Origin of the sequence: Streptomyces sp. NPDC008092 (genome assembly GCF_042957285.1) — a bacterium.
Classification (GTDB): Bacteria; Actinomycetota; Actinomycetes; order Streptomycetales; family Streptomycetaceae; genus Streptomyces.
Genome location: NZ_JBIBHY010000013.1, coordinates 25,335 through 46,083, shown reverse-complemented (window position 1 = coordinate 46,083; position 20,749 = coordinate 25,335). Strand labels below are relative to the sequence as shown.

22 protein-coding genes are annotated in these 20,749 nt (G+C 72.6%); 13 read left to right on the top strand and 9 right to left on the bottom strand.

Annotated features, from left to right (window positions below; genetic code table 11):
• The first annotated feature begins 71 nt into the window (after window positions 1-71).
• The 7 genes from ACFZB3_RS35635 to ACFZB3_RS35605 all read left to right on the top strand — a co-directional run bounded on the left by ACFZB3_RS35635 (window position 72) and on the right by ACFZB3_RS35605 (window position 5,671).
• Window positions 72-908, top strand: coding sequence for a transporter substrate-binding domain-containing protein (locus tag ACFZB3_RS35635; protein ID WP_391383054.1), 837 nt, complete (start codon window positions 72-74; stop codon window positions 906-908).
• A 109-nt stretch (window positions 909-1,017) separates the two neighbouring features.
• Entirely contained in the window at window positions 1,018-1,683 is a 666-nt protein-coding gene (locus ACFZB3_RS35630) for an ABC transporter permease subunit (RefSeq protein WP_391383051.1), read from the top strand.
• Window positions 1,680-2,591: an ABC transporter permease subunit gene (locus ACFZB3_RS35625; RefSeq protein WP_391383046.1), complete on the top strand. Its 912-nt coding sequence runs from the start codon at window positions 1,680-1,682 to the stop codon at window positions 2,589-2,591. The genes ACFZB3_RS35630 and ACFZB3_RS35625 overlap by 4 nt, the downstream gene beginning before the upstream one ends.
• Before the next feature lie 233 nt (window positions 2,592-2,824).
• Window positions 2,825-4,462 carry an FAD-dependent monooxygenase gene (locus tag ACFZB3_RS35620; protein WP_391383043.1) on the top strand — a complete coding sequence of 546 codons (1,638 nt, stop codon included), beginning with the start codon at window positions 2,825-2,827 and terminating at the stop codon, window positions 4,460-4,462.
• A 63-nt stretch (window positions 4,463-4,525) separates the two neighbouring features.
• A complete protein-coding gene (locus tag ACFZB3_RS35615) occupies window positions 4,526-4,612 on the top strand; it encodes a putative leader peptide (RefSeq protein ID WP_350779852.1) in 87 nt (28 codons plus the stop codon).
• 70 nt (window positions 4,613-4,682) lie between these two features.
• Window positions 4,683-5,240 (top strand): cysteine dioxygenase, encoded by a 558-nt coding sequence (locus ACFZB3_RS35610; protein WP_391383040.1) that lies wholly within the window; start codon window positions 4,683-4,685, stop codon window positions 5,238-5,240.
• Window positions 5,231-5,671, top strand: coding sequence for a rhodanese-like domain-containing protein (locus ACFZB3_RS35605; protein ID WP_391383742.1), 441 nt, complete (start codon window positions 5,231-5,233; stop codon window positions 5,669-5,671). Before ACFZB3_RS35610 ends, ACFZB3_RS35605 begins: the two co-directional genes overlap by 10 nt.
• A gap of 3 nt (window positions 5,672-5,674) precedes the next feature.
• Here ACFZB3_RS35605 and ACFZB3_RS35600 read toward each other — a convergent pair whose 3' ends face one another.
• The gene (locus ACFZB3_RS35600; protein ID WP_391383037.1) at window positions 5,675-6,460 is read right to left on the bottom strand and encodes a TetR/AcrR family transcriptional regulator C-terminal domain-containing protein; all 786 of its coding nucleotides are present in this window, start codon (window positions 6,458-6,460) and stop codon (window positions 5,675-5,677) included.
• Window positions 6,461-6,579: 119 nt separating this feature from the next.
• On the opposite strand from ACFZB3_RS35600, the gene ACFZB3_RS35595 reads away from it, so the two are divergent.
• Window positions 6,580-6,969: a VOC family protein gene (locus ACFZB3_RS35595; RefSeq protein ID WP_391383034.1), complete on the top strand. Its 390-nt coding sequence runs from the start codon at window positions 6,580-6,582 to the stop codon at window positions 6,967-6,969.
• Between the two features lie 45 nt (window positions 6,970-7,014).
• On the opposite strand, the gene ACFZB3_RS35590 is transcribed toward ACFZB3_RS35595, so the two are convergent.
• The 3 genes from ACFZB3_RS35590 to recA all read right to left on the bottom strand — a co-directional run bounded on the left by ACFZB3_RS35590 (window position 7,015) and on the right by recA (window position 11,624).
• Window positions 7,015-9,549, bottom strand: a complete 2,535-nt coding sequence (locus ACFZB3_RS35590; RefSeq protein ID WP_391383029.1) for an FtsX-like permease family protein — start codon at window positions 9,547-9,549, stop codon at window positions 7,015-7,017.
• A 97-nt stretch (window positions 9,550-9,646) separates the two neighbouring features.
• Window positions 9,647-10,492 (bottom strand): recombination regulator RecX, encoded by an 846-nt coding sequence (gene recX, locus ACFZB3_RS35585; RefSeq protein WP_391383027.1) that lies wholly within the window; start codon window positions 10,490-10,492, stop codon window positions 9,647-9,649.
• A 4-nt stretch (window positions 10,493-10,496) separates the two neighbouring features.
• On the bottom strand, window positions 10,497-11,624 hold the full coding sequence (gene recA, locus ACFZB3_RS35580) for a recombinase RecA (protein WP_391383023.1): 1,128 nt from the start codon (window positions 11,622-11,624) through the stop codon (window positions 10,497-10,499).
• Window positions 11,625-12,156: 532 nt separating this feature from the next.
• On the opposite strand from recA, the gene ACFZB3_RS35575 reads away from it, so the two are divergent.
• The 4 genes from ACFZB3_RS35575 (at window position 12,157) to ACFZB3_RS35560 (ending at window position 15,675) form a co-directional block, all read left to right on the top strand.
• Window positions 12,157-12,432: a polyprenyl synthetase gene (locus ACFZB3_RS35575; protein ID WP_391383020.1), complete on the top strand. Its 276-nt coding sequence runs from the start codon at window positions 12,157-12,159 to the stop codon at window positions 12,430-12,432.
• Window positions 12,425-13,477 (top strand): polyprenyl synthetase family protein, encoded by a 1,053-nt coding sequence (locus ACFZB3_RS35570; RefSeq protein WP_391383019.1) that lies wholly within the window; start codon window positions 12,425-12,427, stop codon window positions 13,475-13,477. Before ACFZB3_RS35575 ends, ACFZB3_RS35570 begins: the two co-directional genes overlap by 8 nt.
• Before the next feature lie 95 nt (window positions 13,478-13,572).
• On the top strand, window positions 13,573-14,733 hold the full coding sequence (locus tag ACFZB3_RS35565) for an oxygenase MpaB family protein (protein ID WP_391383016.1): 1,161 nt from the start codon (window positions 13,573-13,575) through the stop codon (window positions 14,731-14,733).
• A gap of 243 nt (window positions 14,734-14,976) precedes the next feature.
• A complete protein-coding gene (locus tag ACFZB3_RS35560) occupies window positions 14,977-15,675 on the top strand; it encodes a hypothetical protein (protein ID WP_391383739.1) in 699 nt (232 codons plus the stop codon).
• 48 nt (window positions 15,676-15,723) lie between these two features.
• Here the strand turns inward: ACFZB3_RS35560 and ACFZB3_RS35555 are convergent, their stop codons facing one another.
• Together ACFZB3_RS35555 and ACFZB3_RS35550 are read right to left on the bottom strand one after the other, a co-directional pair.
• Window positions 15,724-17,004: an AI-2E family transporter gene (locus ACFZB3_RS35555; protein WP_391383013.1), complete on the bottom strand. Its 1,281-nt coding sequence runs from the start codon at window positions 17,002-17,004 to the stop codon at window positions 15,724-15,726.
• 60 nt (window positions 17,005-17,064) lie between these two features.
• Entirely contained in the window at window positions 17,065-17,259 is a 195-nt protein-coding gene (locus ACFZB3_RS35550; protein WP_391383010.1) for a DUF3046 domain-containing protein, read from the bottom strand.
• An 80-nt stretch (window positions 17,260-17,339) separates the two neighbouring features.
• Between ACFZB3_RS35550 and ACFZB3_RS35545 the strand changes: the two genes are divergently transcribed.
• Window positions 17,340-18,284, top strand: a complete 945-nt coding sequence (locus ACFZB3_RS35545) for a hypothetical protein (RefSeq protein WP_391383007.1) — start codon at window positions 17,340-17,342, stop codon at window positions 18,282-18,284.
• 22 nt (window positions 18,285-18,306) lie between these two features.
• On the opposite strand, the gene ACFZB3_RS35540 is transcribed toward ACFZB3_RS35545, so the two are convergent.
• From ACFZB3_RS35540 to ACFZB3_RS35530, 3 genes are read right to left on the bottom strand one after another with little or no spacing between them, the layout of a single operon-like run.
• Entirely contained in the window at window positions 18,307-18,615 is a 309-nt protein-coding gene (locus ACFZB3_RS35540) for an AzlD domain-containing protein (RefSeq protein WP_391383004.1), read from the bottom strand.
• Window positions 18,612-19,364, bottom strand: a complete 753-nt coding sequence (locus ACFZB3_RS35535) for an AzlC family ABC transporter permease (protein ID WP_391383000.1) — start codon at window positions 19,362-19,364, stop codon at window positions 18,612-18,614. The genes ACFZB3_RS35540 and ACFZB3_RS35535 overlap by 4 nt, the downstream gene beginning before the upstream one ends.
• Window positions 19,365-19,375: 11 nt before the next feature.
• Window positions 19,376-20,227: an AraC family ligand binding domain-containing protein gene (locus ACFZB3_RS35530; RefSeq protein WP_391382998.1), complete on the bottom strand. Its 852-nt coding sequence runs from the start codon at window positions 20,225-20,227 to the stop codon at window positions 19,376-19,378.
• Window positions 20,228-20,749: the final 522 nt, after the last annotated feature.

The following is a 20,749-nucleotide window of genomic DNA, read 5'->3' as shown; positions in this document are numbered from 1 at the left end:
CGCACGGCGACCCGAGTCACGTCACCCGTCCCGCACGGACCCCGTCTTTCATCACGCAAAGGATGTTCATCATGCAGCTCCGCAAGGTCACCGCAGCCTCGGCCGCCGTGCTCGCGCTCGCCCTGTCCGCCACGGCGTGCGGCAGCAGCGACAAGGACGACAGCGGCTCCTCGGGCGGCGGCAAGATCAAGGTCGGCATCAAGTTCGACCAGCCCGGTCTCGGCCTCCAGGAGCCCGACGGTTCCTTCTCGGGCTTCGACGTGGACGTGGCCACCTATGTGGCCGGGCAGCTGGGTTACAAGCCGAACCAGATCGAGTTCGTGCAGACCAAGAGCGCCGACCGGGAGAACGCCCTAGCGCGCGGCGACGTGAAGTTCATCGCGGCCACCTACTCGATCACCGACGAGCGCAAGGCGAAGGTGGACTTCGCCGGCCCGTACCTGCTGGCCCACCAGGACCTGCTGGTCAAGAAGGACTCGACCATCGCCAAGGGCGCGGACCTCAACGGCAAGAAGCTGTGTTCCGTGACGGGTTCGACCTCGGCGCAGAACATCCAGCAGACGATCGCCCCGAAGGCCAACCTCAAGGAGGTCGGCACCTACTCGGAGTGCATCGCCGGCCTGCAGAGCGGCGCCGTGGACGCGGTGACCACGGACGACTCGATCCTCGCGGGCTTCGCCGCGCAGGACAAGTACAAGGGCCAGTTCAAGCTCGCCGGCCTGAAGCTGAGCAACGAGAACTACGGCATCGGCGTCAAGAAGGGCGACTCCGCGACCCTGGACAAGATCAACAAGGCGCTGGAGAAGATGGTGAGCGACGGCTCCTGGGACAAGGCCGTCACCAAGAACTTCGGTCCGGCCGACTACAAGAACGAGCCCGCCCCGAAGATCGGCGTGATCGTCAAGTAAGGCACGGGTCCCAAGACGACCCTCTCGGGCGCGCCGCCCGCCACCGCTTCCCCGGCGGCGGCGCGCCATGCCCTCCCCGTACGCCACACACCCGGAAGCGCGGGAAATCGTGTTCGACTTTCTTCAAGGCTACGACGTTCTAGGGGCGTTCTGGACGACGGTGCAACTCACCGTCCTCTCGGCCGTCGGCTCCCTGGTCTGGGGCACCCTGCTGGCCGCGATGCGGGTCAGCCCGGTCCCGCTGATGCGCGGGTTCGGCACCGCCTACGTCAACATCGTCCGGAACATCCCCCTGACGGTCATCGTCATCTTCACCTCGCTCGGCCTCGCCGACATCTTCGGCGTGACGCTGGGCGCCTCCGACTTCAAGGTCCAGGGCTTCCGCCTCGCGGTGCTCGGCCTGACCGCCTACACCGCGGCCTTCGTCTGCGAGGCGATCCGCTCCGGCATCAACACCGTGCCCGTCGGACAGGCCGAGGCGGCCCGCGCGATCGGGCTGAACTTCTCGCAGACCGTGCGGCTGATCGTGCTGCCGCAGGCCTTCCGCGCGGTGATCGGCCCGCTGGCCAACGTCCTGATCGCGCTGACGAAGAACACCACGGTGGCGGCCGCGATCGGCGTCGCCGAGGCCGCGGCGCTGATGAAGACGATGATCGAGAACGAGGCCCAGACGCTGGCCATCGGCGCGGTCTTCGCCTTCGGCTTCGTGGTACTGACCCTCCCGACCGGCCTGATCCTCGGCTGGCTCGCCAAGCGCCTGGCGGTGAAGCGATGAGCTCCGTCCTGTACGACACCCCGGGGCCCCGCGCCAAGCGGCGCAACGTGGTCCTCTCCGTCGGCTTCGTCCTGCTCCTCGCCCTCACGGTGTGGTGGGTCTGGCAGAAGATGGACGACAAGGGCCAGCTCAAATGGGACCTGTGGCAGCCGTTCACCACCTCCGAGGCGTGGACCACGTACCTGCTGCCCGGCCTCGGCAACACGCTCAAGGCAGCGGCGCTCGCCATGGTCATCGCCCTCCCGCTGGGCGCGGTCTTCGGCATCGCCCGCATGTCCGACCACACGTGGGTGCGGATACCGGCCGCGTGGATCGTGGAGTTCTTCCGCGCGATCCCGGTCCTGCTGCTGATGCTGTTCGCCAACGAGTTCTACGTCCGCTCCACGGACGTCGGCAGCGACGAACGGCCGCTGTACGCGGTCGTCACCGGCCTGGTGCTCTACAACGCCTCGGTGCTCGCCGAGGTCGTGCGGGCCGGCGTCCTCGCACTCCCCAAGGGGCAGACGGAGGCGGCGTACGCCATCGGGCTGCGCAAGGGGCAGACGATGACCGGCATCCTGCTGCCGCAGGCGGTCACCGTGATGCTGCCGGCCATCGTCAGCCAGCTGGTGGTGATCGTGAAGGACACCGCGCTGGGCGGTGTGATGCTCCAGTTCACGGAACTGCTCACGGCACGCGGCACGCTGGCCGCCAACTACGCCAACGTCATCCCCAGCTTCGTCGTCGTCGGGGTCGTCTTCATCCTGCTGAACCTCGCACTCACCACGTTCGCCTCCTGGCTGGAGAAGCGGCTGCGGCGCAGCAAGCGCGGCACCGGCGCGGTGCTGGGCGCCGAGGACGTCGGCGACCTGAACGCGGCGGAGATCAGCGGCACCTTCGCGACCGGGGCGGGCGGAGCCAACGCCTGACTCCCGGTCAATCCGGACGACACGCGGAGGCAGCGGCCGTACGGGCGCTGCCTCCGCCGTTTTCCCGTGCGCCACGGCGTCCGCGCGCCCGCCATGCTGACGTGTCCCCGGGTGCGCCGCTTGACCGGGTGGCGCCCAGTCTGTTGCATACGTTCTGTGATCGTGCACCCTGCTCCACCCACGTGTTCATCGATGTCCGTCGGGACTTGCGTACGGGCAGGGGGCGCCGCGCCGTGGACCCGGTGATCATCGTCGGAGCGGGGCCCGTCGGGCTCACGCTCGCCCTGGCGCTGGCCCGCCAGGAGGTGCCGTCCGTCGTCCTGGACGAGGGTCCGGGCAAGGACGAGCCGCGCCCGGCGCGCACGGTGGTGCTCCGCGAGGACACCGCCGCCCTGGTGACGCGCCTGTCCGGCGCCCCGCTCGAAGACCTGGGCACCCGCTGGACCGGCTGGCGGTCGATGCGGCGCCGGCAGGTGCTGCGCGAGGTCGTCTTCGACGACGCCGGCGAGCCGTCCCCACTGCACCTCGCGCAGCACGTGCTGACCAACGCCCTGCGTGCCGCGATCAGCGACGAACCGCTGGTCAGGATCGTCACCGACAGCCGGCTGGACGCCGTCGAGCAGGACCGCTCCGGAGTCACCGCGCACACCCGTGGCCCCAAGGGCACCTGGTGGCGCGGCAGTTACCTGGTGGGCTGCGACGGCCCCCGCTCGACCGTGCGCAAGCTCCTGGACATCCGCTTCCCGGGCCGCACGGCGGTGGAACGGCACGCGGTCGCCGCGCTGCACACGGAACTTCCGTGGCCCGGTCAGGCGTTGCTCCATCGGACACCGCCGTGGCGGTCGTCCGGGCCCTCGGCCGGGGAGGTGACCGCCCGCCCCCTCCCGGACGGCGTGTGGCGCCTGGACTGGCTGCTGCCGCCCGGCAAGGACCTGGTCACGCCCGAGCTGCTCGTGAACCGGATCCGCGAGACCCTCGCGGGCTGGACGGGCGGCACCACACCGCCGTACGACCTGCTCGACACCGGCGTCCACACCGTGCACCACCGCCTCGCCCGCAGGTGGCGGGTGGGCCGGGTGTTCGTCGCCGGGGACGCCGCGCACCTGCTCGGCGCGCTCGGGACGCACGGCCTGGACGAGGGGCTGCGGGACGTGGACAACCTCGCCTGGAAGCTGGCCCCGGCCTGGCACCACGGCCCGCACGAGGCGCTGCTCGACAGCTACCAGGCCGAGCGGCGGGCGGTGGTCGCCGCCCGGCTGCGCGCCGCCGACCAGGTGCTGCCGGTGCTGCGCGGCAGCGGCGGGCTGCGCGGGTTCGTCCCCGGCGCGTCGCGGGGGCACGACGCGCTCCTCACCGACGGCCACCTGGGGCACGGTCCGCTCGGTGCGCCGGGGGCGTACGCCGACTCGCCGCTCGCCCCCCGTCATCTGGAGCACGAGATCCCGGTCGACACCGCGCCGGGCACCCCGGTCACCGATGTCCGGGTCACCGCGGAGGACGGCACCTTCGTGCAGCTGCGCTCGCGCCTCGGCCGCGGCGCGCTGCTCGTCGTCCTCATCGCGCCCGGCACCGGGGTGTGGGACCGCAAGCACTGGGTCTCGGCCGGGGTCATGCCCCGGCTCGCGGCGGCCGTGACCGCGCTGCCGCACCCCGCCGAGCTGCTGGTCGCCGAGGCCTACCCGGGCGCCCCGGCGCACGCGGTGCTGCTCGTGCGCCCCGACGGCCATCTGGTCACCGCCCTCAACGGGGTCCGCCCGGCCGACCTGTACGCGGCGGCCGAGGCGACCCTGGGCGGCAAGGACCAGGAGGCGGCCGAGCAGCCGGAGCAGCGGGCGGAGACGGAGGCGCAGGCCGGTTCCGCCGCGCGGTGACCGGGCCGTCCACATTCTGACGGTGAGTTGACCGGCCCGCACCGGCGTGGTGTACTCCGCATCGTGAACGACACCACTGTGCGCCTGTGGCGGAAGGTCCATGTGGACCTGGTCCGCTATGCGGGCTGCGTGTGTCTTCCGTCCTGCTGATTTCGCATTCCTCTTCTCTCCGGGTGCCGTCTGCGCCCGCTTCTGCGAACCCTCATCAGGATCGGTGCACGTGTCTGCCTCTCTCTCCTCGTCCTCTTCCTCCTCCGTTTCCGCGTCCGCCCCCGCGCCAGGCGCCGCGCCCACCCAGGCGGACCTCCTCGACTTCGTCCGGCGTACGGCCGCCGACGCCGGACTGATCGCTTCGCTCCCGCTCGACCCCGAAGGCCGCACCTGGGTACGGCTCGACGGCCCCGCCGGCAGCGAGGCCTGGCTGATCGGCTGGCCGCCCGGCTCCGGCACCGGCTGGCACGACCACGCCGAGTCGGTCGGCGCCTTCCTCACCGCCACCGGTGAGCTGAAGGAATACTCCCTGGCCACCCGGCTGCCCACCGACGGCTGGAAGACCCTGGAGCTCTCCGAGGGCGTCGACCGCGAGCGCCGGCTGCCGGCCGGGAAGGGCCGTTCCTTCGGCCGCGACCACGTCCACGAGGTGCACAACGAGTCCACGGAGCACCACGCGGTCTCCGTCCACGCCTACTACCCGCCGCTGCCGCGGATCCGCCGCTACAGCCGCACCGGACAGGTGCTGCGCCTGGAGCAGGTCGAGCGCCCGGAGGACTGGCAGTGAGCGGCACGGAACCCGAGGAGTCCCGCCCGGCGGAGCCACGTCCGGTGGGCATCGACGAGCTGCTGGAGCGGGTGCGCACGGGCTACCGGCGCGTCGAGGCGCAGGAGGCGTACGACGCGGCGCGCACCGGCGGGGCCCTGCTCGTCGACATCCGGTACGCGGCGCTGCGCGAGCGGGACGGACTGATACCCGGTGCGCTCGTCATAGAGCGCAACGAACTGGAGTGGCGCCTGGACCCCCGGGGCAGCCACAAGACCCCGGAGGCCACCGGCCACGACCTCCAGGTCGTCGTGATCTGCAACGAGGGCTACGCCTCCAGCCTGGCCGCCGCCTCCCTGCACCAGCTGGGCCTGCACCGGGCGACGGACCTGATCGGCGGCTTCCAGGCATGGAAGACGGCGGGCCTGCCGGTCACCGCCCAGCCGTCCTAGCCCCTACGGCTCCCCGGTCCCGGCCGGGTCCGTTCGGCTGTCGATGAGCGCGGCGAGACCGTCGAGCACCCGGCCGAGGCCGAACTCCCAGGCGTGCCCGGGGCTGTACGCGGCACCGTGCGCGGTACCCGCCGCGGTGCCGACCCGGGCGGCGGTGGGGTAGGCGCGCGGGTCGAGGACCTTTTCGAGCAGCGGGGCGTTGGCCGCCCACCACTGCTCGTCGTCCAGGGCGCTGTCCTCCCGGGCGGCGCGGGCCTCCGCCGCGGAGCGGGCGTTGGCCTGGACGAAGGTGAGCAGAAAGGTCAGGGCGGCGTCCAACTCCACGTCGTCGAGCCCGAGTCCGTCCAGTGCCGACAGTTCGTGTTCGTACTTGGCCATCATTCCCGGTCCCAGCGGCGGACGGCCGGTGGAGATCGTCGCGGCCCACGGGTGTGCCTCGAACAGCGCCCTGTTCTCCTCCGCCACCGCGATCAGCCTCACCCGCCACGGCCGGCCCGTGGTGTCCGCCCGGGACATCTGGACGTAGGCGGTGTCCAGCATGAGATCCAGAAGCTCGGCCTTTCCCGGCACATAGGTGTAGAGGGTCATCGGGACCACCCCCAGCTGCTGCGCGATGCGGCGCATGGTGACCGCGTCCAGGCCCTCGGCATCCGCCAGCGCGACGGCGACGGTGACGACCCTGTCGATGCTCAGCCGCTGCTGCGGACCGCGCCGCGGGGTGGCGGGGACCCGCCAGAGCAGTTCCAGAGAGCGGGCCGGATCACCGGCACTGCTTCGGTCGAGAGGCATCCGGACATCCTCCCTCACCGGCAAATCTGTGTGCAATTACTCTGTACGCAGTACAGTGTACTTCGTACAGAGTAATTGCCCAGGTCAAGGTCCCTCCAGATCAGGATCAAGGAGCTCCCGTGTCGATCACCGCTTCCGCCGTCTCCCTCAACGTCGACGACGTCGTGGCGTCCAGCACCTTCCTCACCGACCACTTCGGGTTCCGCGAGGAACTGGCCGCCGACGGATTCGCCTCGCTGGCCCGCGAAGACGCCGGGATGAACGTCGTCTACCTGCGCCGCGGCCTGGCCTCGCTCCCCGAGGACCAGCGCGAGGACCACGCCGACGGGGTGATCCTCGCCTTCGTCGTCGACGACCTCGAAGCCGAACTGGCCCGCCTGACCGCCGAGGGAGTCACGATCACGATGCCGCTGCGCGAGGAGCCCTGGGGTGAGCGCGCCTTCCAGGTCACCGACCCCAACGGCGTCATCGTCCAACTCGTCGACTGGAACGCGTCCGGCGGCCACTGAGCCGGTTCGGCCCGGCCCTTCACCGCCGCGCCCGGTCCTCCACCGTCACACCTGGTCCTTGGCGGTCGCCGCCGTCACCGCCGGCACCCGCAGCGCCACCCGCCCGGGAAGAGCCGAAGCCACCAGCGCGAGCAGCCCGGCGGTCGCGACGACCGTCACGTACAGCAACGGCGTGACGGTCGGTGCGGCACGGCCCGTCATGCCGACGCTGAACGCGGTCAGGACGGCGAGCGCGATGCCGCTGCCGAGCGCCGTGGCGAGCGTCAGTACGGACAGCACCTCGGTGCGCAGCATCCGCAGCACCTGACGCCGAGTGGCACCGGCCAGCCTGAGCAGTGCGAACTCCCGTACGCGGTCCGCGACCGACATGGCCAGCGTGTTGACGACGGCGATGGCGGTGAAGGCCAGGACCAGCCCCATGGCGAGGAGGTTGACCTCGGCGTTGTCCTGCTGGCGGTGGGCCCGGATCGAGTCGGCTGCGGTCGGCGAGAGAATTTCGAGCCCCGGGAACTCACGGAGCGTAGTCGCGAGTTGTGCATGTGTACGGGCAGTGCTGACGAGGACGGAGGAGGCGAGCGGGTTGTCCACGTGGTGCGAGACGAGGTCGTGGGCGAAGGTGAGGTCGCCGAAGCCGAGACCCCGGGCATAGACGGCGGCGACGGTGAGCGTGGCGGGCGTGCCGTCGCCGAGCGTGAGTTTCAGGGTGCTGCCGGGCCTCAGGTGGTGCTGATCGGCGGCCACTTCGCTGACGGCGACGGTGCGGCCGGTGAGCCGGCCGAGGGAGCCGGCGGTGACCTCGGGGTCCCAGGTGCGGGCGAGGCCCCCGGGGGTGACGCCCTGCGCCGGGTACTTGTCGAGTCCGATGCGGACGGTCGTGCGGACCACTTCGGTGGCGGTGTCGTGGTGCGCCCGCAACTGCCGTGCCGCCGCGGCCGGTACCCCGGGTCCCCGGGCGGCGACGACCCAGTCGGCGGTGATCCCGGCGCGGGCCTGGGCACGGGCGGCGTCGTCGAGGGTGGCCTGGACGAAGAGCACGGTGCAGGTCATGCCGATGAGCAGGGTGAGGGGGGTGACGACGGAGGCCATCCGGGCCGCGTTGCCGCGCAGGTTGGCGGTGGCGAGCCGCCCGCCGTGGCCGGTGAGCCGCAGCGGGCCGGCGAGCAGCAGCACGGCGGCCCTGACCAGCAGCGGACCGAGCAGGGCGACGGAGGTGGCGAGAACCACGACGGCGAGGAAGGTGACGGGAGTCGAGGCGGGTTCGGTACGCAGGGAGGTGAGCAGCACGACGAGGACGGCTCCACCGGCGAGCAGCAGCAGACCGGCGGCGATCCTGCCCCGGGCGGGCCGGGCGGGCTCGACGCGGGACTCGGCGAGCGCCTCGGTCGGCCGGATCCGGGTGATGCGCCGGGAGGCGACACGGGCGGCCGCCCAGGCACCGGCCAGGGTCGCGGCCAGCGCGGCACAGGGCGGGACGACACCGGTGGTGTGCTGAAGCGCGGCGGGTACGGCGCCGAGCGCGACGAACCTGGTGTGCAGCCAGGCGCCCAGGGGCAGTCCGAGGAGTGCGCCGAGGGTGCCCGCGGCCGCGCCGATGACCAGGGCCTCGCGGCCGAGCAGGCGACGGATCTGTCCCGGTGTGGCGGCGATGGCGCGCAGCAGGGCGAGTTCACGGTGGCGCTGCTGGACGGTGAGCGCGAAGGTGCCGACGACCACCAGGACCGCCACGAGCAGCGAGGTCCCGCCCATGGCGCCGCCCATGCTGACCAGCCGGACCCGGGCGGCGGCCGCGTCCAGGAACTCGACGGGGCCGCGGGCGTCCCCGGTGGAGACCTGGGCGGTGGTACCGCGCAGCGTCCGCGTCACGGCCTGCTTCAGCCGCTCCGGGTCGGTACCGGGCGTCGGCAGCACGCCGAACGCGGTGACCTGTCCGGGGTGCGCGGCCAGTCTGCGGGCCTCGGCGGCGGAGAAGAAGAGGGCCGTCTGGTGGCGTACGTCCGTGGCCGGGGCGGCGATTCCGGTGATCCGGTAGGCGCGCGGGGCCTGTGTGGACTGCACGGTGAGGGTGTCGCCGGGCCGCAGGCGGGCACGTGCGGCGAGGTCGCGGTCGACGACCAGGTCGGTGCCGGCCTGGGGCGCGCTGCCGGTGACCAGCCGGTAGGGGGTGAGCACGGCGGACTCCCAGGCGTGCCCGTAGGCGGTACGGCCGCCGGTGCCGCCTGCGGTCAGCGGCTGGGCGAGGAAGGTCAGTTCGGGCACCACCCGGGCGACACCGGGGGTACGGGCGAGCCCGGCCTCCAGACCGGCCGGCAGCCAGGCGCGTTCGGCGATGGGTTTCGCCTTGTGCTTGACCTTGGTCTTGCCGTGCTTGTGCTTGACGGTGGTCCGATGGACGTACTGGTCGGCGGAGACCACGACCGGGGTGGCCGCGTAGCGCTCGGTGCGGATCGTGCCGCGCAGGCCGGTGTCGAGGAGCGTGCCGCAGGCGGAAATCAGGGCGGCCGCGCAGAGCAGGGCGAGGAAGGCGCCGAGGAAACCGGCCTTGCGGGCGCGGACGGTCTTGAGGGCGTAGCGCAGCATCATGCCGTACACCGTCGTCCACGCGGGGGTCCCGGGGCACTGCGGCGGCCCGGCGTTCTGACGGGGGGTTAACCCCACCCCCTCCGAGGCCGACCCCCCGTCAGAAGTCCCCGCCCTCCAGGAACTCCGTGTCCTCGCCCTCCTCCTCCAGCGCCCGCCGGACGACCCGGAGGGCCATGCCCTCGGAGTACCCCTTGCGGGCGAGCATGCCGGCGAGGCGGCGGATCCGCTTGTCGCGGTCGAGGCCCCGGGTGGAGCGCAGTCTGCGGGCGACGAGTTCGCGGGCCGTCTCCTCCTCCTGCTCGGAGTCGAGCCGGCCGACGGCCTCGTCGACGAGTGCCGGGTCGACGCCCTTGGTGCGCAGTTCCTGGGCGAGCGCGCGCCGGGCCAGTCCGCGGCCGTGGTGCCGGGACTCCACCCAGGCGTCCGCGAACGCGCTGTCGTTGATCAGCCCGACCTCCTCGAACCGGGACAGCACCTCCTCGACGACGTCGTCGGGGATCTCCCGCTTGTGCAGGGCGTCCGCGAGCTGCTTCCGCGTGCGCGGGCTCCCGGTGAGCAGGCGCAGACAGATCGCCCGCGCCCGCTCAGCCGGGTCCGCTGGAGGTTCCCCCTGCTCGGCCCTCGACGAGGAGGAGGAACCCCCGTCCTCACCGGACGGCTCGCCGAAGCCACGCCGGCGGCGCGTCCCGGACTTCCGCGAGCCACGGCCGGGTGACCCGTGCCCGCGGGGCCCGTCCGGGCCACCGTGCGTGCCGTCGCCGTCGTACAAGCTGTCGCCGTACGCGCCGTCGCCCCCGTATGCGTCGCCCCCGTACTCGCCGCCGCCCGTTCCGTAGGACTCGCCACCGCCCCCGGCGGAGCCCGGGTCGCCCCCGGTGCCCCTCCCCCGTGGGGCACCGGGGGACGCGTATTCGTGGTCGGCCCAGTCGGTTCGTCGTGTCACGGCGTCAGCTCTTGGCGGCGGCCTTGGGCTTGGTGACCTTGGCGGCCGGGGCGGGCGCCGTCTTGGCCGCGTCGTCCGTGGCCGCGGTGGTGCTGACCGCCGCGTCCGCGCCCGGCTCGGCGGCGGGCTGCTCGGGACGGACGCCGACGCCCAGCTTCTCCTTGATCTTCTTCTCGATCTCGTTGGCCAGGTCGGGGTTGTCCTTGAGGAAGTTGCGCGCGTTCTCCTTGCCCTGGCCGAGCTGGTCGCCCTCGTACGTGTACCAGGCACCGGCCTTGCGGACGAAGCCGTTCTCCACGCCCATGTCGATCAGGCCGCCCTCGCGGCTGATGCCCTGGCCGTAGAGGATGTCGAACTCGGCCTGCTTGAAGGGCGGCGCGACCTTGTTCTTGACGACCTTGACCCGGGTGCGGTTGCCGACCGCCTCGGTGCCGTCCTTCAGGGTCTCGATGCGGCGGATGTCGAGTCGCACCGAGGCGTAGAACTTCAGCGCGCGGCCACCGGTCGTGGTCTCCGGGGAGCCGAACATCACACCGATCTTCTCGCGGAGCTGGTTGATGAAGATCGCGGTGGTCTTGGACTGGTTGAGCGCACTGGTGATCTTCCGCAGCGCCTGGCTCATCAGACGGGCCTGGAGACCGACGTGGCTGTCGCCCATCTCGCCCTCGATCTCGGCGCGCGGGACGAGCGCGGCGACGGAGTCGATGACGATGAGGTCGAGGGCACCGGAGCGGACCAGCATGTCCACGATCTCCAGGGCCTGCTCGCCGTTGTCGGGCTGGGAGAGGATCAGGTTGTCGATGTCGACGCCGAGCTTCTGCGCGTACTCGGGGTCGAGGGCGTGCTCCGCGTCCACGAACGCGACCTGACCGCCCGCCTTCTGCGCGTTGGCCACGGCGTGCAGGGTCAGGGTCGTCTTGCCGGAGGACTCCGGTCCGTAGATCTCCACCACACGGCCGCGCGGCAGGCCACCGACACCGAGGGCGACGTCGAGCGCGGTCGACCCGGTCGAGATGACCTCGATGGGCTCCTTCGTCCGGTCGCCCATGCGCATGACCGCGCCCTTGCCGAATTGCCGTTCAATCTGTGCGAGCGCGGCGTCGAGCGCCTTCTCGCGGTCGGTTCCTGCCATGGGTTCCACCCGGTTTGCTTGAGTCGATCGCTTCACGTCAAAGACGCTAACGCCTGCCACTGACAATGCGCCCCGACGCCGGTTCGACCTGTGGACAACTCGGGGACGTCTCCCCCGAAACCGTGTCGAACTGCCGCCGGGATCCCCGTCGCGGGCCGTGCCGGAGCTTCCATGAGAATGGATGTTCGAATTTCGTGTCAAGCGCACCACGCGATGCTCCCGCCACTTCCCCGCAGGGTGCTCACCCACTGCTCACCCGCTGCCCACTCACCACTCATCTCGCTCACCACACTCATCCCACTCACCGCTCACCCAGCGCCCACCCACCGGCTCCGGGCGTACGCGGCACGCGTGCCGGAGCGCGCGGCGTGCCGGGGGCGGCAGCCGGAAACGGGGCCGCGGCGCAGCCGCCCGCACCACCCGGCAGGGCGTTCACCCGATCGTGAGTTTCCGCATGCCCGCGCCCGTCGTGCCGCGATGCTCGAAGAGGCGGCCGGGGCGCCGCCTCCGGGTGCCGTGGGTGGGAGAGCACATGACACGTGAGACGGGGCGACGCGGTCTGGACGAGCAGGCCGTGCTGCTGGCGGCGGGGCTGGCCGATCTGGCGGTGAGCACGGTGGGCACTGCCTTCGGGACGTTACGGGGGCTGCTGCGCCGCTCGGACGCCGGCGCGCTGGCGGCGGAGGCCGAGCACGATCTCACCGCACGGGGGCGCCTGGTCCTGGACCGGTACGCGACCGTGCCCCCGGCCCATCTGGAGATCCTCGCCCGGCACGCCCTCGTCCGGCGGACCGCAGGCGATGACTGACCGGTGGGATCCGGCCGCCTTCAAGAACCGCGTCGACGACGTACTGCGCCGGTTCGTCGCCGAGGAGGCCGGCCTGTTCGCGGCGGTCGACCCGCTCCTGGGCCCGGTGGCCGGGCAGCTGGAGGCGGCGGTCGCGGACGGCAAACGGCTGCGGGCGGCGTTCTGCTACTGGGGCTGGCGTGCGGTGGGCCAGCCGGACAGCGACGCGCTGGTGCGGGCGGCGGCCTCCATGGAACTGGTGCACGCGGCCGCCGTCGTACACGACGACCTCATCGACGACAGCCCGCTGCGGCACGGCCGCCCCACCTCCCACATCGCCCTGCGTGCCGCCGTACGGGACCGTCCGCGCGCCGACGACACCGCGCGGTCGCTGGCGATGCTCGTGGGCGATCTGCTGATGTCACTGGCCGGGCAGCTGTTCGCGACCTGCGGGCTGCCCGCCGCCTATCTCGCCCGGGCCCGCCCCCTGTGGTCGGTACTGGCACGGGAGCTGATCGCGGGCGAGTGCCTGGAGCTCCTGCGCACCGGAGCCGGCCCGGACACCACGGCCTCGCTGAAGGTGATCCGCTACAAGACCGCCAAGTACACCGTCGAGCAGCCCCTGTTGATCGGCGGCACCCTGGCCGGGGCCGGCGAGCGGCTGTGCGAGGGGTACTCCGCGTACGGACTGCCGCTGGGCGAGGCCTTCCAGCTGCGCGACGACCTGCTCGGCCTGTTCGGGGCACCGGAGCACACCGGCAAGGCCAACGCCGACGACGTACGCGGCCACCGGCCCACCGCCCTGCTCGCGGAGACCTGGCGGCTGGCCCGTGCCGACGACCGGGAGCGGCTGGGCGCGCTGCTCGGCTGCCGTGATCTGGACGCGGACGGCCTGGACGCGGTCCGCGAGGTGATGTGCCGGCTCGGGGCACCCGACCGGATCGAGCACATGATCGGCGCACGGGTCGCGGAAGCGCTCGACGCCCTCCACGACCTGAACGTGCCGGCCCCCGCCACCGGCGCCCTGACCTCGCTGGCCCACTCGGCCGCGGTCCGCCTGTCCTGACCCCCACGGGTGACCCGGACGACTCTGACGACTCTGACGACCCGGACCACCCCGACTGCCCGGACGACCCCCGCGATGACAAGGAGCCCCCTGCCGTGATGCACACCGAGGCCTCGATGGCCCCCCTGCGGCACGCCGGTGACGAACTCGCCGACGCCACGGTCGCCGCACTCTTCGAGCGCGGGGAGGTGGGCACGTTCAACACCCTGATGCGCTACGTCTCCACCGCGGGCGCGCCCCTGCCGGACGGGCTGCCCGCGGTCGCGCGGGAGTACCTGGAGGCCACCCGGGTGCCGCCGTCCTGGGTGGACTGGGGCGAGATGGAGAAGGCCCGGCTGTTCTTCATCGACAACAACGTGCACATCTCGACCGCGCTGTCCTTCGCCGCCATGCCCGCCTGTTACGTCGTCCCGCGCGTGGCGAAGCTGCTGTCGGCCACCCACGGGCTGCGGTACCCGTCCAAGCGCATGGCGGAGACCGGTCAGTTCACCGTCTACCTCATGCGGCCCGACGCCTTCGAGGCCGGCAGCCGCTTCGTCCCGGCCGCCCAGAAGGTGCGCCTGCTGCACGCCTCCATCCGGCACCACCTCAGGCGCGAGAACCGCTGGGACACCGAGGCGCTCGGCACGCCGATCTGCCAGGAGGACATGATCGGCGGGCAGATGTTCTTCTCCATGCTGGTCCTCGACAGCCTGCACCGGCTGGGCATCCACCTGTCCACGGAGGGCGCCGAGGCGTACTACTACGCGTGGCGGGTGGTGGGCGCCATGCTCGGCGTCGACCAGGAGGCCGTCCCGGAGACCCTCGAGGAGGCACGCGCCTTCCTCGACCTCTACATGGTCCGGTACATGGGCCCCTCCGAGGAGGGCGCGGTCCTGACCCGGCAGCTCATCGACCTCTACGAGGAGGTCGTACCCGGCACCTTCTTCGACCCGGTCGTCTCCGCCCTGATCCGCCATCTGGTCGGCGACACCTGCGCCGACTGGCTGGAGGTGCCGCGCACTCCGTGGGACACCGTCGTCAAGGCCGTGCCGCACCTCCTCGGCGTCCTGGAGACCATCGAGGACCGCTCGCCGCTGGGCGCCTGGGCCCTGGACCGCCTCGGCCACCTCACCACCGTCCTCGAACTGTCCTCGCTCACCCGTGGCCGCGTCATGCACTACGCCATCCCCGAACACCTCAAGAAGGACTACGGCGTCCCGGGCTCCGTACCCCGCACCCGGCGGTGGACCCCGCCGCCCGCCACGGTCTCCTGATCCCCCTCCGCCCCCTCCGCCCCCTCCGCCCACTCCGCCCACTCCGCCCACTCCCCGGCGCCGCTACTCCCCTAGGCGTACGGCGGGTGTCTTCGGCCGGACGACGACCGCGCGGACGGGCGCCGGGAGGCTGGGCGCATGTCCTCCTCCGTGAAGAGTCCGCCCAGAAGGCCACCCGCGAACCCGCTGACCGGGATCCTGACCCGGGTGCGCCCCGCCGAGCGTCTCTGTCACGCGACCGGCATGCTCCTCGTCCTCTCCGGCCTGGCGCATCTGGTGGTGTTCGCGGTCGACGGCGGCCCCTGGTACGGGCCGGTCTCCTGGCGCAAGCCCGTCACGTTCGGGCTCTCTTTCGGGCTGACGCTGATGGCGGTCACCTGGGTCACCTCCTACCTGAGGGTCGGGGAGCGGCTGCGGACCGTCCTGCTGCTGGTGTTCGCCGCCGACTGCGTGGTGGAGGTCGGCGGGATCACCCTGCAGGCGTGGCGCCGGGTGCCCTCGCACCTCGACATGGAGACGCCCTTCGACACCGCGGTGTCGATGACGCTCGCGGTGGGCGGCGGGATCCTGGTGGTGCTGCTCACCGTCTTCGCGGTGGTGTCCTTCCGGCGCCGGCCGGCCGGTCCGGAGGGCATGGCGCTCGCGGTGCGCTCCGGGTTCGCGGTCCTGCTGGTGGCGCTGGCCTCGGGAGCGGCGATGATCGCGCGCGGGGTGGTGCTCGTCCGGACCGGGCACCAGCAGGCGGCGTACGACTCGACGGCCCCGCTCAAACCGCTGCACGGGGTCAGCCTGCACGCGGTGCTGGTCCTGCCGGCCCTGGCCTGGCTGCTGTCCCGCACGCGATGGAGTGAGCGGACCCGGTGGCGGGTCGTGGCCGCGGCGGTGGGCTGTTACGCGGCGGCCGTCGCCGCCGCCGGGGTGTGGGCCGTACTCACCTACTGATCGCGACTCACCTGCTGATCGCGGCTCGGCCGCGGATCGCGGCGGCCGTCAGGCGGAGCCTCCCTCGGACTCCGGCTCCTCGGCCGGCCGCTGCCATATGAAGCGCTGCGTCAGGCGCCGCGCGCGCGTGAGCAGCCCGGGGCCGCCCGTGCCGCGCGGACGGTGCCCGTGCACCCGTGGGTCGTCCGTGACGTCGTACCGCTTCACGTAGGCGCTCAGGAACGCCTGGAGCGTCGCGACCGCCGGGATGGCGATCAGTGCGCCGACGGCGCCGAGGAGCGCGGTGCCCGCGATGACCGAACCGAAGGCGACCGCCGGGTGGATATCGACCGACTTGGAGGTCAGCTTGGGCTGGAGCATGTAGTTCTCGAACTGCTGGTAGATCACGACGAACACCAGCACCCACACCGCGTACAGCGGGTTGACGGTGAACGCGATCAGCATCGGCAGCGCGCCCGCGAGGTAGGTGCCGATGGTGGGGATGAACTGCGAGACCAGTCCGACCCACACGCCCAGCACGGGCGCGTACGGCACGCCGAGGGCCTCCAGCAGGATGTAGTGCGCGATCCCGGAGATCAGCGCCATCACACCGCGCGAGTACAGGTAGCCGCCGGTCTTGTCGACGGCGATCTCCCAGGCGCGCAGCACCTCGGCCTGGCGGGCGGGCGGCAGCACGGAGCACAGGGTGCGGCGCAGCCGGGGGCCGTCGGCGGCGAAGTAGAAGGCGAACAGCGTGATCGTCAGCAGCTGGAAGAGGCCGCCGAGCACCTGCCCGGACACGTCGAGCGCACCGGCCGCGCTGTTCTGCGCGTACTTGCGCAGCCAGTCGGAGTGCAGCAGGCCCTCCTGGACGTCGACCCGCTTCAGTTCGGTGTGGAAGGTGTGGTTGACCCAGTTGATGACCGAGTCCAGGTAGTCCGGGAAGTCCTCGACGATCTTGATGATCTGTCCGGCCAGCATCGAGCCGAGCAGCGTGATGAAGCCCGCGACGGCGATCGCCAGGCCGAGGAAGACCAGGAAGGTCGCGAACCCGCGGCGCATGCCGCGGGAGGCCATCCAGCTCACCGCGGGCTCGATGGCGAGCGCCAGGAAGAACGCGATGAGGATGTTGATCAGCAGGCCGGTGAGCTGGTGGAAGGCCCAGCTGCCCAGCTGGAAGGCGGCGACGAGGGCGAGCGCCAGCACCATGGCGCGCGGCAGCCAGCGCGGCATGCGGGCGCCCGGTACCGCGGCGCCGGCGGCCGGTGGTCCGGTGCGCGGCGTCGTGTCGACCGTGTCGGCCGGGGATGCGTCCTGGGCGGTCCGCCCGTCCTCGTCAGTGGATACCACGGTGCAAGTCTCGCCCACGCCACTGACAACGCGTGGCCCGTATCCGATCTCCGTGCACGGTCAGCGCCTCTCCCCCGGAACGTTCATGACCGCGCAGACCACGCGCCACACGTCCTTGGCCTCCCAGCCGGCGTTCAGCGCCTCGTGCACCGTCAGCCCGCCGAGCTCCGTCATCACATGATCGCGCGCGAAGGTGTCGGCGTACCCGGAACCGAAGTGTTCCGCCATCCGCTGCCAGAAAACCGTCAACCGCATGAAACCAGTATCCCGCCCCTGAGAGTGGGCCCTGCCCGGGACCGCTTGCCGAGACCGCTTTCCGCCCTACGGTCTTGCGCATGGCCGAAACCGGAGCTTCCCCACTCCCCCCTACGCCCCCGGCGCACCCCCCGCTCTTGCGCGCCGAACAGTTCATGTGGCTCACCGCGCGCGTGCTGGAGCAGCGTCTCTTCTCGTACCACTTCCTGAACGGCGGCCCCGATCCGGTGGAGACCGCGCTGGAGGCCTACCGCAACGAGGACGGCGGCTACGGACACGCGCTGGAGCCCGATCTGCGCGGTCCGGTGAGCCAGCCGCTGCACACCGGGCACGCGCTGCGGGTCCTGGACGCCATCGGGCGGTGCGGCGGGCAGCGGGTGGAGCGCGTGTGCCGCTATCTGACAGCGGTCTCCACGGCGGACGGGGCGCTGCCGGCGGTCCGTCCGAGCCAGCGCGGCTACCCGACGGCGCCGTTCGTCCCGGTCGTCGACGACCCGCCCAGCGAGCTCCTGGCCACCGGTCCGGTGGTGGGCCTGCTGCACCGCAACGAGGTCTGGCACGCGTGGCTGTTCCGGGCCACCGACTTCTGCTGGCAGGCGATCGAGTACCTGGAGAAGTCGCACCCCTACGAGGTCGAGGCCGCGGTCGCCTTCCTGGACACGGTGCCCGACCGCTCGCGCGCGGAGGCGGCCGCCGACCGGCTGGGCCGCCTGGTGCGCGAGCAGCGGCTGGCCGCGCTGGACCCCGAGCGCCTCGACGCGTATCCGGTGGCGCCCGGCTACGCCCCGCGTGAGCACCACTTCCCGCACGACTTCGCGAAGTCTCCGGACTCGCTCGCGCGCGCGTGGTTCACCGACGAGGAGATGAGCCGCTCGCTCGACTTCCTCAGCGCCGGGCAGGAGGCGGACGGCGGCTGGCCGGTCCGCTGGCGGCAGTGGGCACCGGCCGCCTCCCTGGAGGCCCGCCCCAGGGTGACGATCGAGGCCCTGCACACGCTCAGGGCGTACGGCCGCTTCGTGGGGTGACGGAGGCCGGGTGGCCGAAGTGTCAGCCGGTGACGGCGCGCAGTCCCGCCGTGACCGCCACGGCGACGCCGACGACGACCAGGAAGGGCGCGCGCAGCACCAGCGCCACGGCGGCCGCCCCGAGGCCCGCGGCCCGCGCGTCCAGCACGAGCGCGTGCCCTTCGGCGAACGTCTGCTGAGCCGTGAGGGCGGCGAGCAGGGCCACCGGCAGCAGGGCGGCCAGCCGCCGCACCACCGGCCGCTCCAGCACTCCCGCGGGCACCAGCAGGCCGGCGAGCTTGACGGCGTAGCAGCCGAGGGCGGTCACGCCGATCGCGATCCAGAAGTTCACCGGGTCTCCTCGGGTGCCTTGTCGTGGGTACGGTCGCGGCCGGACCGGCGGCCGGAGACGAACAGGGCGGCCGGTGCCGCCAGCGCGGCGACCAGGACCGGCACCCCGGCCGGCAGCACGGGCAGCAGGCCGAGCCCCAGCAGCACCGCGAGGGCGGCGACCGCACGGTCGGTCGTGGTCTTCAGCATGGGGGCGAGCAGGGCGAGGAAGACGGCGGGACCGGCCGCGTCCAGGCCCCAGGCGTCGGTGTTCCCGACGGCCTTGGCACCGAGCGCGCCGAGCAAGGTGGTGAGGTTCCACAGCACGTACAGGGTGAGCCCGGTGACGGTGAACCCGAGCCGGGCGGCGCGGCGCGTCGGCTGGGCCAGGGTGACCGCGGTGGTCTCGTCGATCACCCACTGGGCGGCGAACGGCCGCACCGCGCGCGGGAGGGCCAGCACCTGCGAGAGGCGCAGCCCGTAGAACGCGTTGCGCACCCCGAGGAAGAAGGCGCCGGCCGCCGCGGTGAACGGGTTGCCACCGGCCGCGAGCGCGCCCACCAGGGCGAACTGGGAGGCGCCGGTGAAGACCAGGAGGCTGAGCGCGCAGGTCTGGAGCAGGCCGAGCCCGCTGCCGGCCGAGGTCACCCCGAAGGCGAACCCGGAGAGTCCCACGGCGACCCCGACCCCGAGGGCGTCCCTGACGACGGCGGAGTCCGGCTTCGGGCCGCCTTCGCCGCGTATGTCTGCGCGTGCTGTCTGTTGTGCCACGCCTCAGGACGCTACGGGCGGCCGTCCCGCGCGTCTTGTACGTTCTTGCGCTCGCGCTGATAGGCGCCCGGCGGGACGCCGACGATCCGGGCGAAGTGCCGGTTGAGGTGCGGCTGGTCGGTGAAGCCCACGGTGACGGCGGCCTCCGCGGGTGCCGTGCCGGCGTCCAGCAGCAGCCGGGCGCGGCGCACCCGGGCGTCGGTCAGCCAGGTGTGCGGGGGCATGCCGTAGGCGTCGCGGAACGCCCGCAGCAGCGCGAAGGGGCTGGTGCCGAGGTCGGTGGCGAGCCGCTCCAGGGTCGGCGGCTCGGCCATCCGCTCCTCCAGCACCGCACGCGCGCGTGCGGCGAGCCGGGCGCCGGCGGTACGGACCTGCCGCTGCGGCAGCGGGCCGCCGTTCAGCCGCAGCAGCCGGGTGACCGCGACCCTGAGCAAGGTGTCGGCGGCGAGCGCGTTGCCCTCGTCGGCGGCGCGCAGCACCCGGTGCACGAGGGCCACGCTGTACGGGTCGTCCAGCACCGGGCTGACGAAGCCGGGGGTACCGCGGATCCCGGTGGTCTCGGCGGCGATCCCCGCCACCAGGTCCGGCGCCGGGTAGACCGCCCCGTACCGCCAGCCCTCGGGCACCCCGGCCCGCCCGGTGTGCGGGGTGTCCGGGTTGACCAGCGCGAGCGCCCCCGCCCCCGCGGACACGTCGGAGCCCCGGTGGTGGAAGACCTCGACGCCGTCCGCGATGGCGGCGATCACGAAGTGCTCGTGGGTGTGCCGGACGAACGTCTTGCGAACGTACCGGGCACGCAGCAGATCGACACCGGGCAACGCTTCGTACCGCCAGTGCCGCGCCCGCTCGTCCGATGCCGTCATACGACCATTGTCGACCGCCGACCCCACCCGACCGTCCGCAGCCGCCACCCCGCCTCTCGACTCCGCGAGGGCAGCGCCCCCGAAAGGGGCGCTGGGGGTCCCCCCGGCCGAAGGCTGGGGGAGGAACTGCGCCACAAGCCCCCACCGGCCCGCACGCGAAACGACACCCACCCGACTCTCCGAGCCGCCGCCCTCACCCGACTCTCCGAGCCGCCGCCCTCACCCGACTCTCCGAGCCGCCGCCCTCACCCGACTCTCCGAGCCGCCGCCCTCACCCGACTCTCCTGAGCCGCCGCCCTCACCCGACTCTCCGAGCCGCCGCCCTCGCCCGGCTTCCCTGAGCGCTGCCCCTCTCCCGCCCCTCTCCCGCCCCTCTCCCGCCCCTTTCCCGCCGCCCTCGCGAGGCCGCCGACGGCGAATCCGCCCCACCGGGGCCACCCGCACCCGACGACGAGACCGTCACGGGTGGTGCGGGTGGGAACACGAGGGCCGAAGGCGGAGCCGAGGCCTCTCGACCCCGGC

Bases quoted from the DNA above. Each gene is read 5' to 3' on its own strand.
- ACFZB3_RS35635 (WP_391383054.1), top strand. From the start codon at position 72: ATGCAGCTCCGCAAGGTCACCGCAGCCTCGGCCGCCGTGCTCGCGCTC.
- ACFZB3_RS35625 (WP_391383046.1), top strand. From the start codon at position 1,680: ATGAGCTCCGTCCTGTACGACACCCCGGGGCCCCGCGCCAAGCGGCGC.
- ACFZB3_RS35600 (WP_391383037.1), bottom strand. From the start codon at position 6,460: ATGCCTCTCGACCGAAGCAGTGCCGGTGATCCGGCCCGCTCTCTGGAA.
- ACFZB3_RS35590 (WP_391383029.1), bottom strand. From the start codon at position 9,549: ATGATGCTGCGCTACGCCCTCAAGACCGTCCGCGCCCGCAAGGCCGGT.
- recA (WP_391383023.1), bottom strand. From the start codon at position 11,624: ATGGCAGGAACCGACCGCGAGAAGGCGCTCGACGCCGCGCTCGCACAG.
- ACFZB3_RS35575 (WP_391383020.1), top strand. From the start codon at position 12,157: ATGACACGTGAGACGGGGCGACGCGGTCTGGACGAGCAGGCCGTGCTG.
- ACFZB3_RS35570 (WP_391383019.1), top strand. From the start codon at position 12,425: ATGACTGACCGGTGGGATCCGGCCGCCTTCAAGAACCGCGTCGACGAC.
- ACFZB3_RS35560 (WP_391383739.1), top strand. From the start codon at position 14,977: ATGCTCCTCGTCCTCTCCGGCCTGGCGCATCTGGTGGTGTTCGCGGTC.
- ACFZB3_RS35550 (WP_391383010.1), bottom strand. From the start codon at position 17,259: ATGCGGTTGACGGTTTTCTGGCAGCGGATGGCGGAACACTTCGGTTCC.
- ACFZB3_RS35545 (WP_391383007.1), top strand. From the start codon at position 17,340: ATGGCCGAAACCGGAGCTTCCCCACTCCCCCCTACGCCCCCGGCGCAC.
- ACFZB3_RS35530 (WP_391382998.1), bottom strand. From the start codon at position 20,227: ATGACGGCATCGGACGAGCGGGCGCGGCACTGGCGGTACGAAGCGTTG.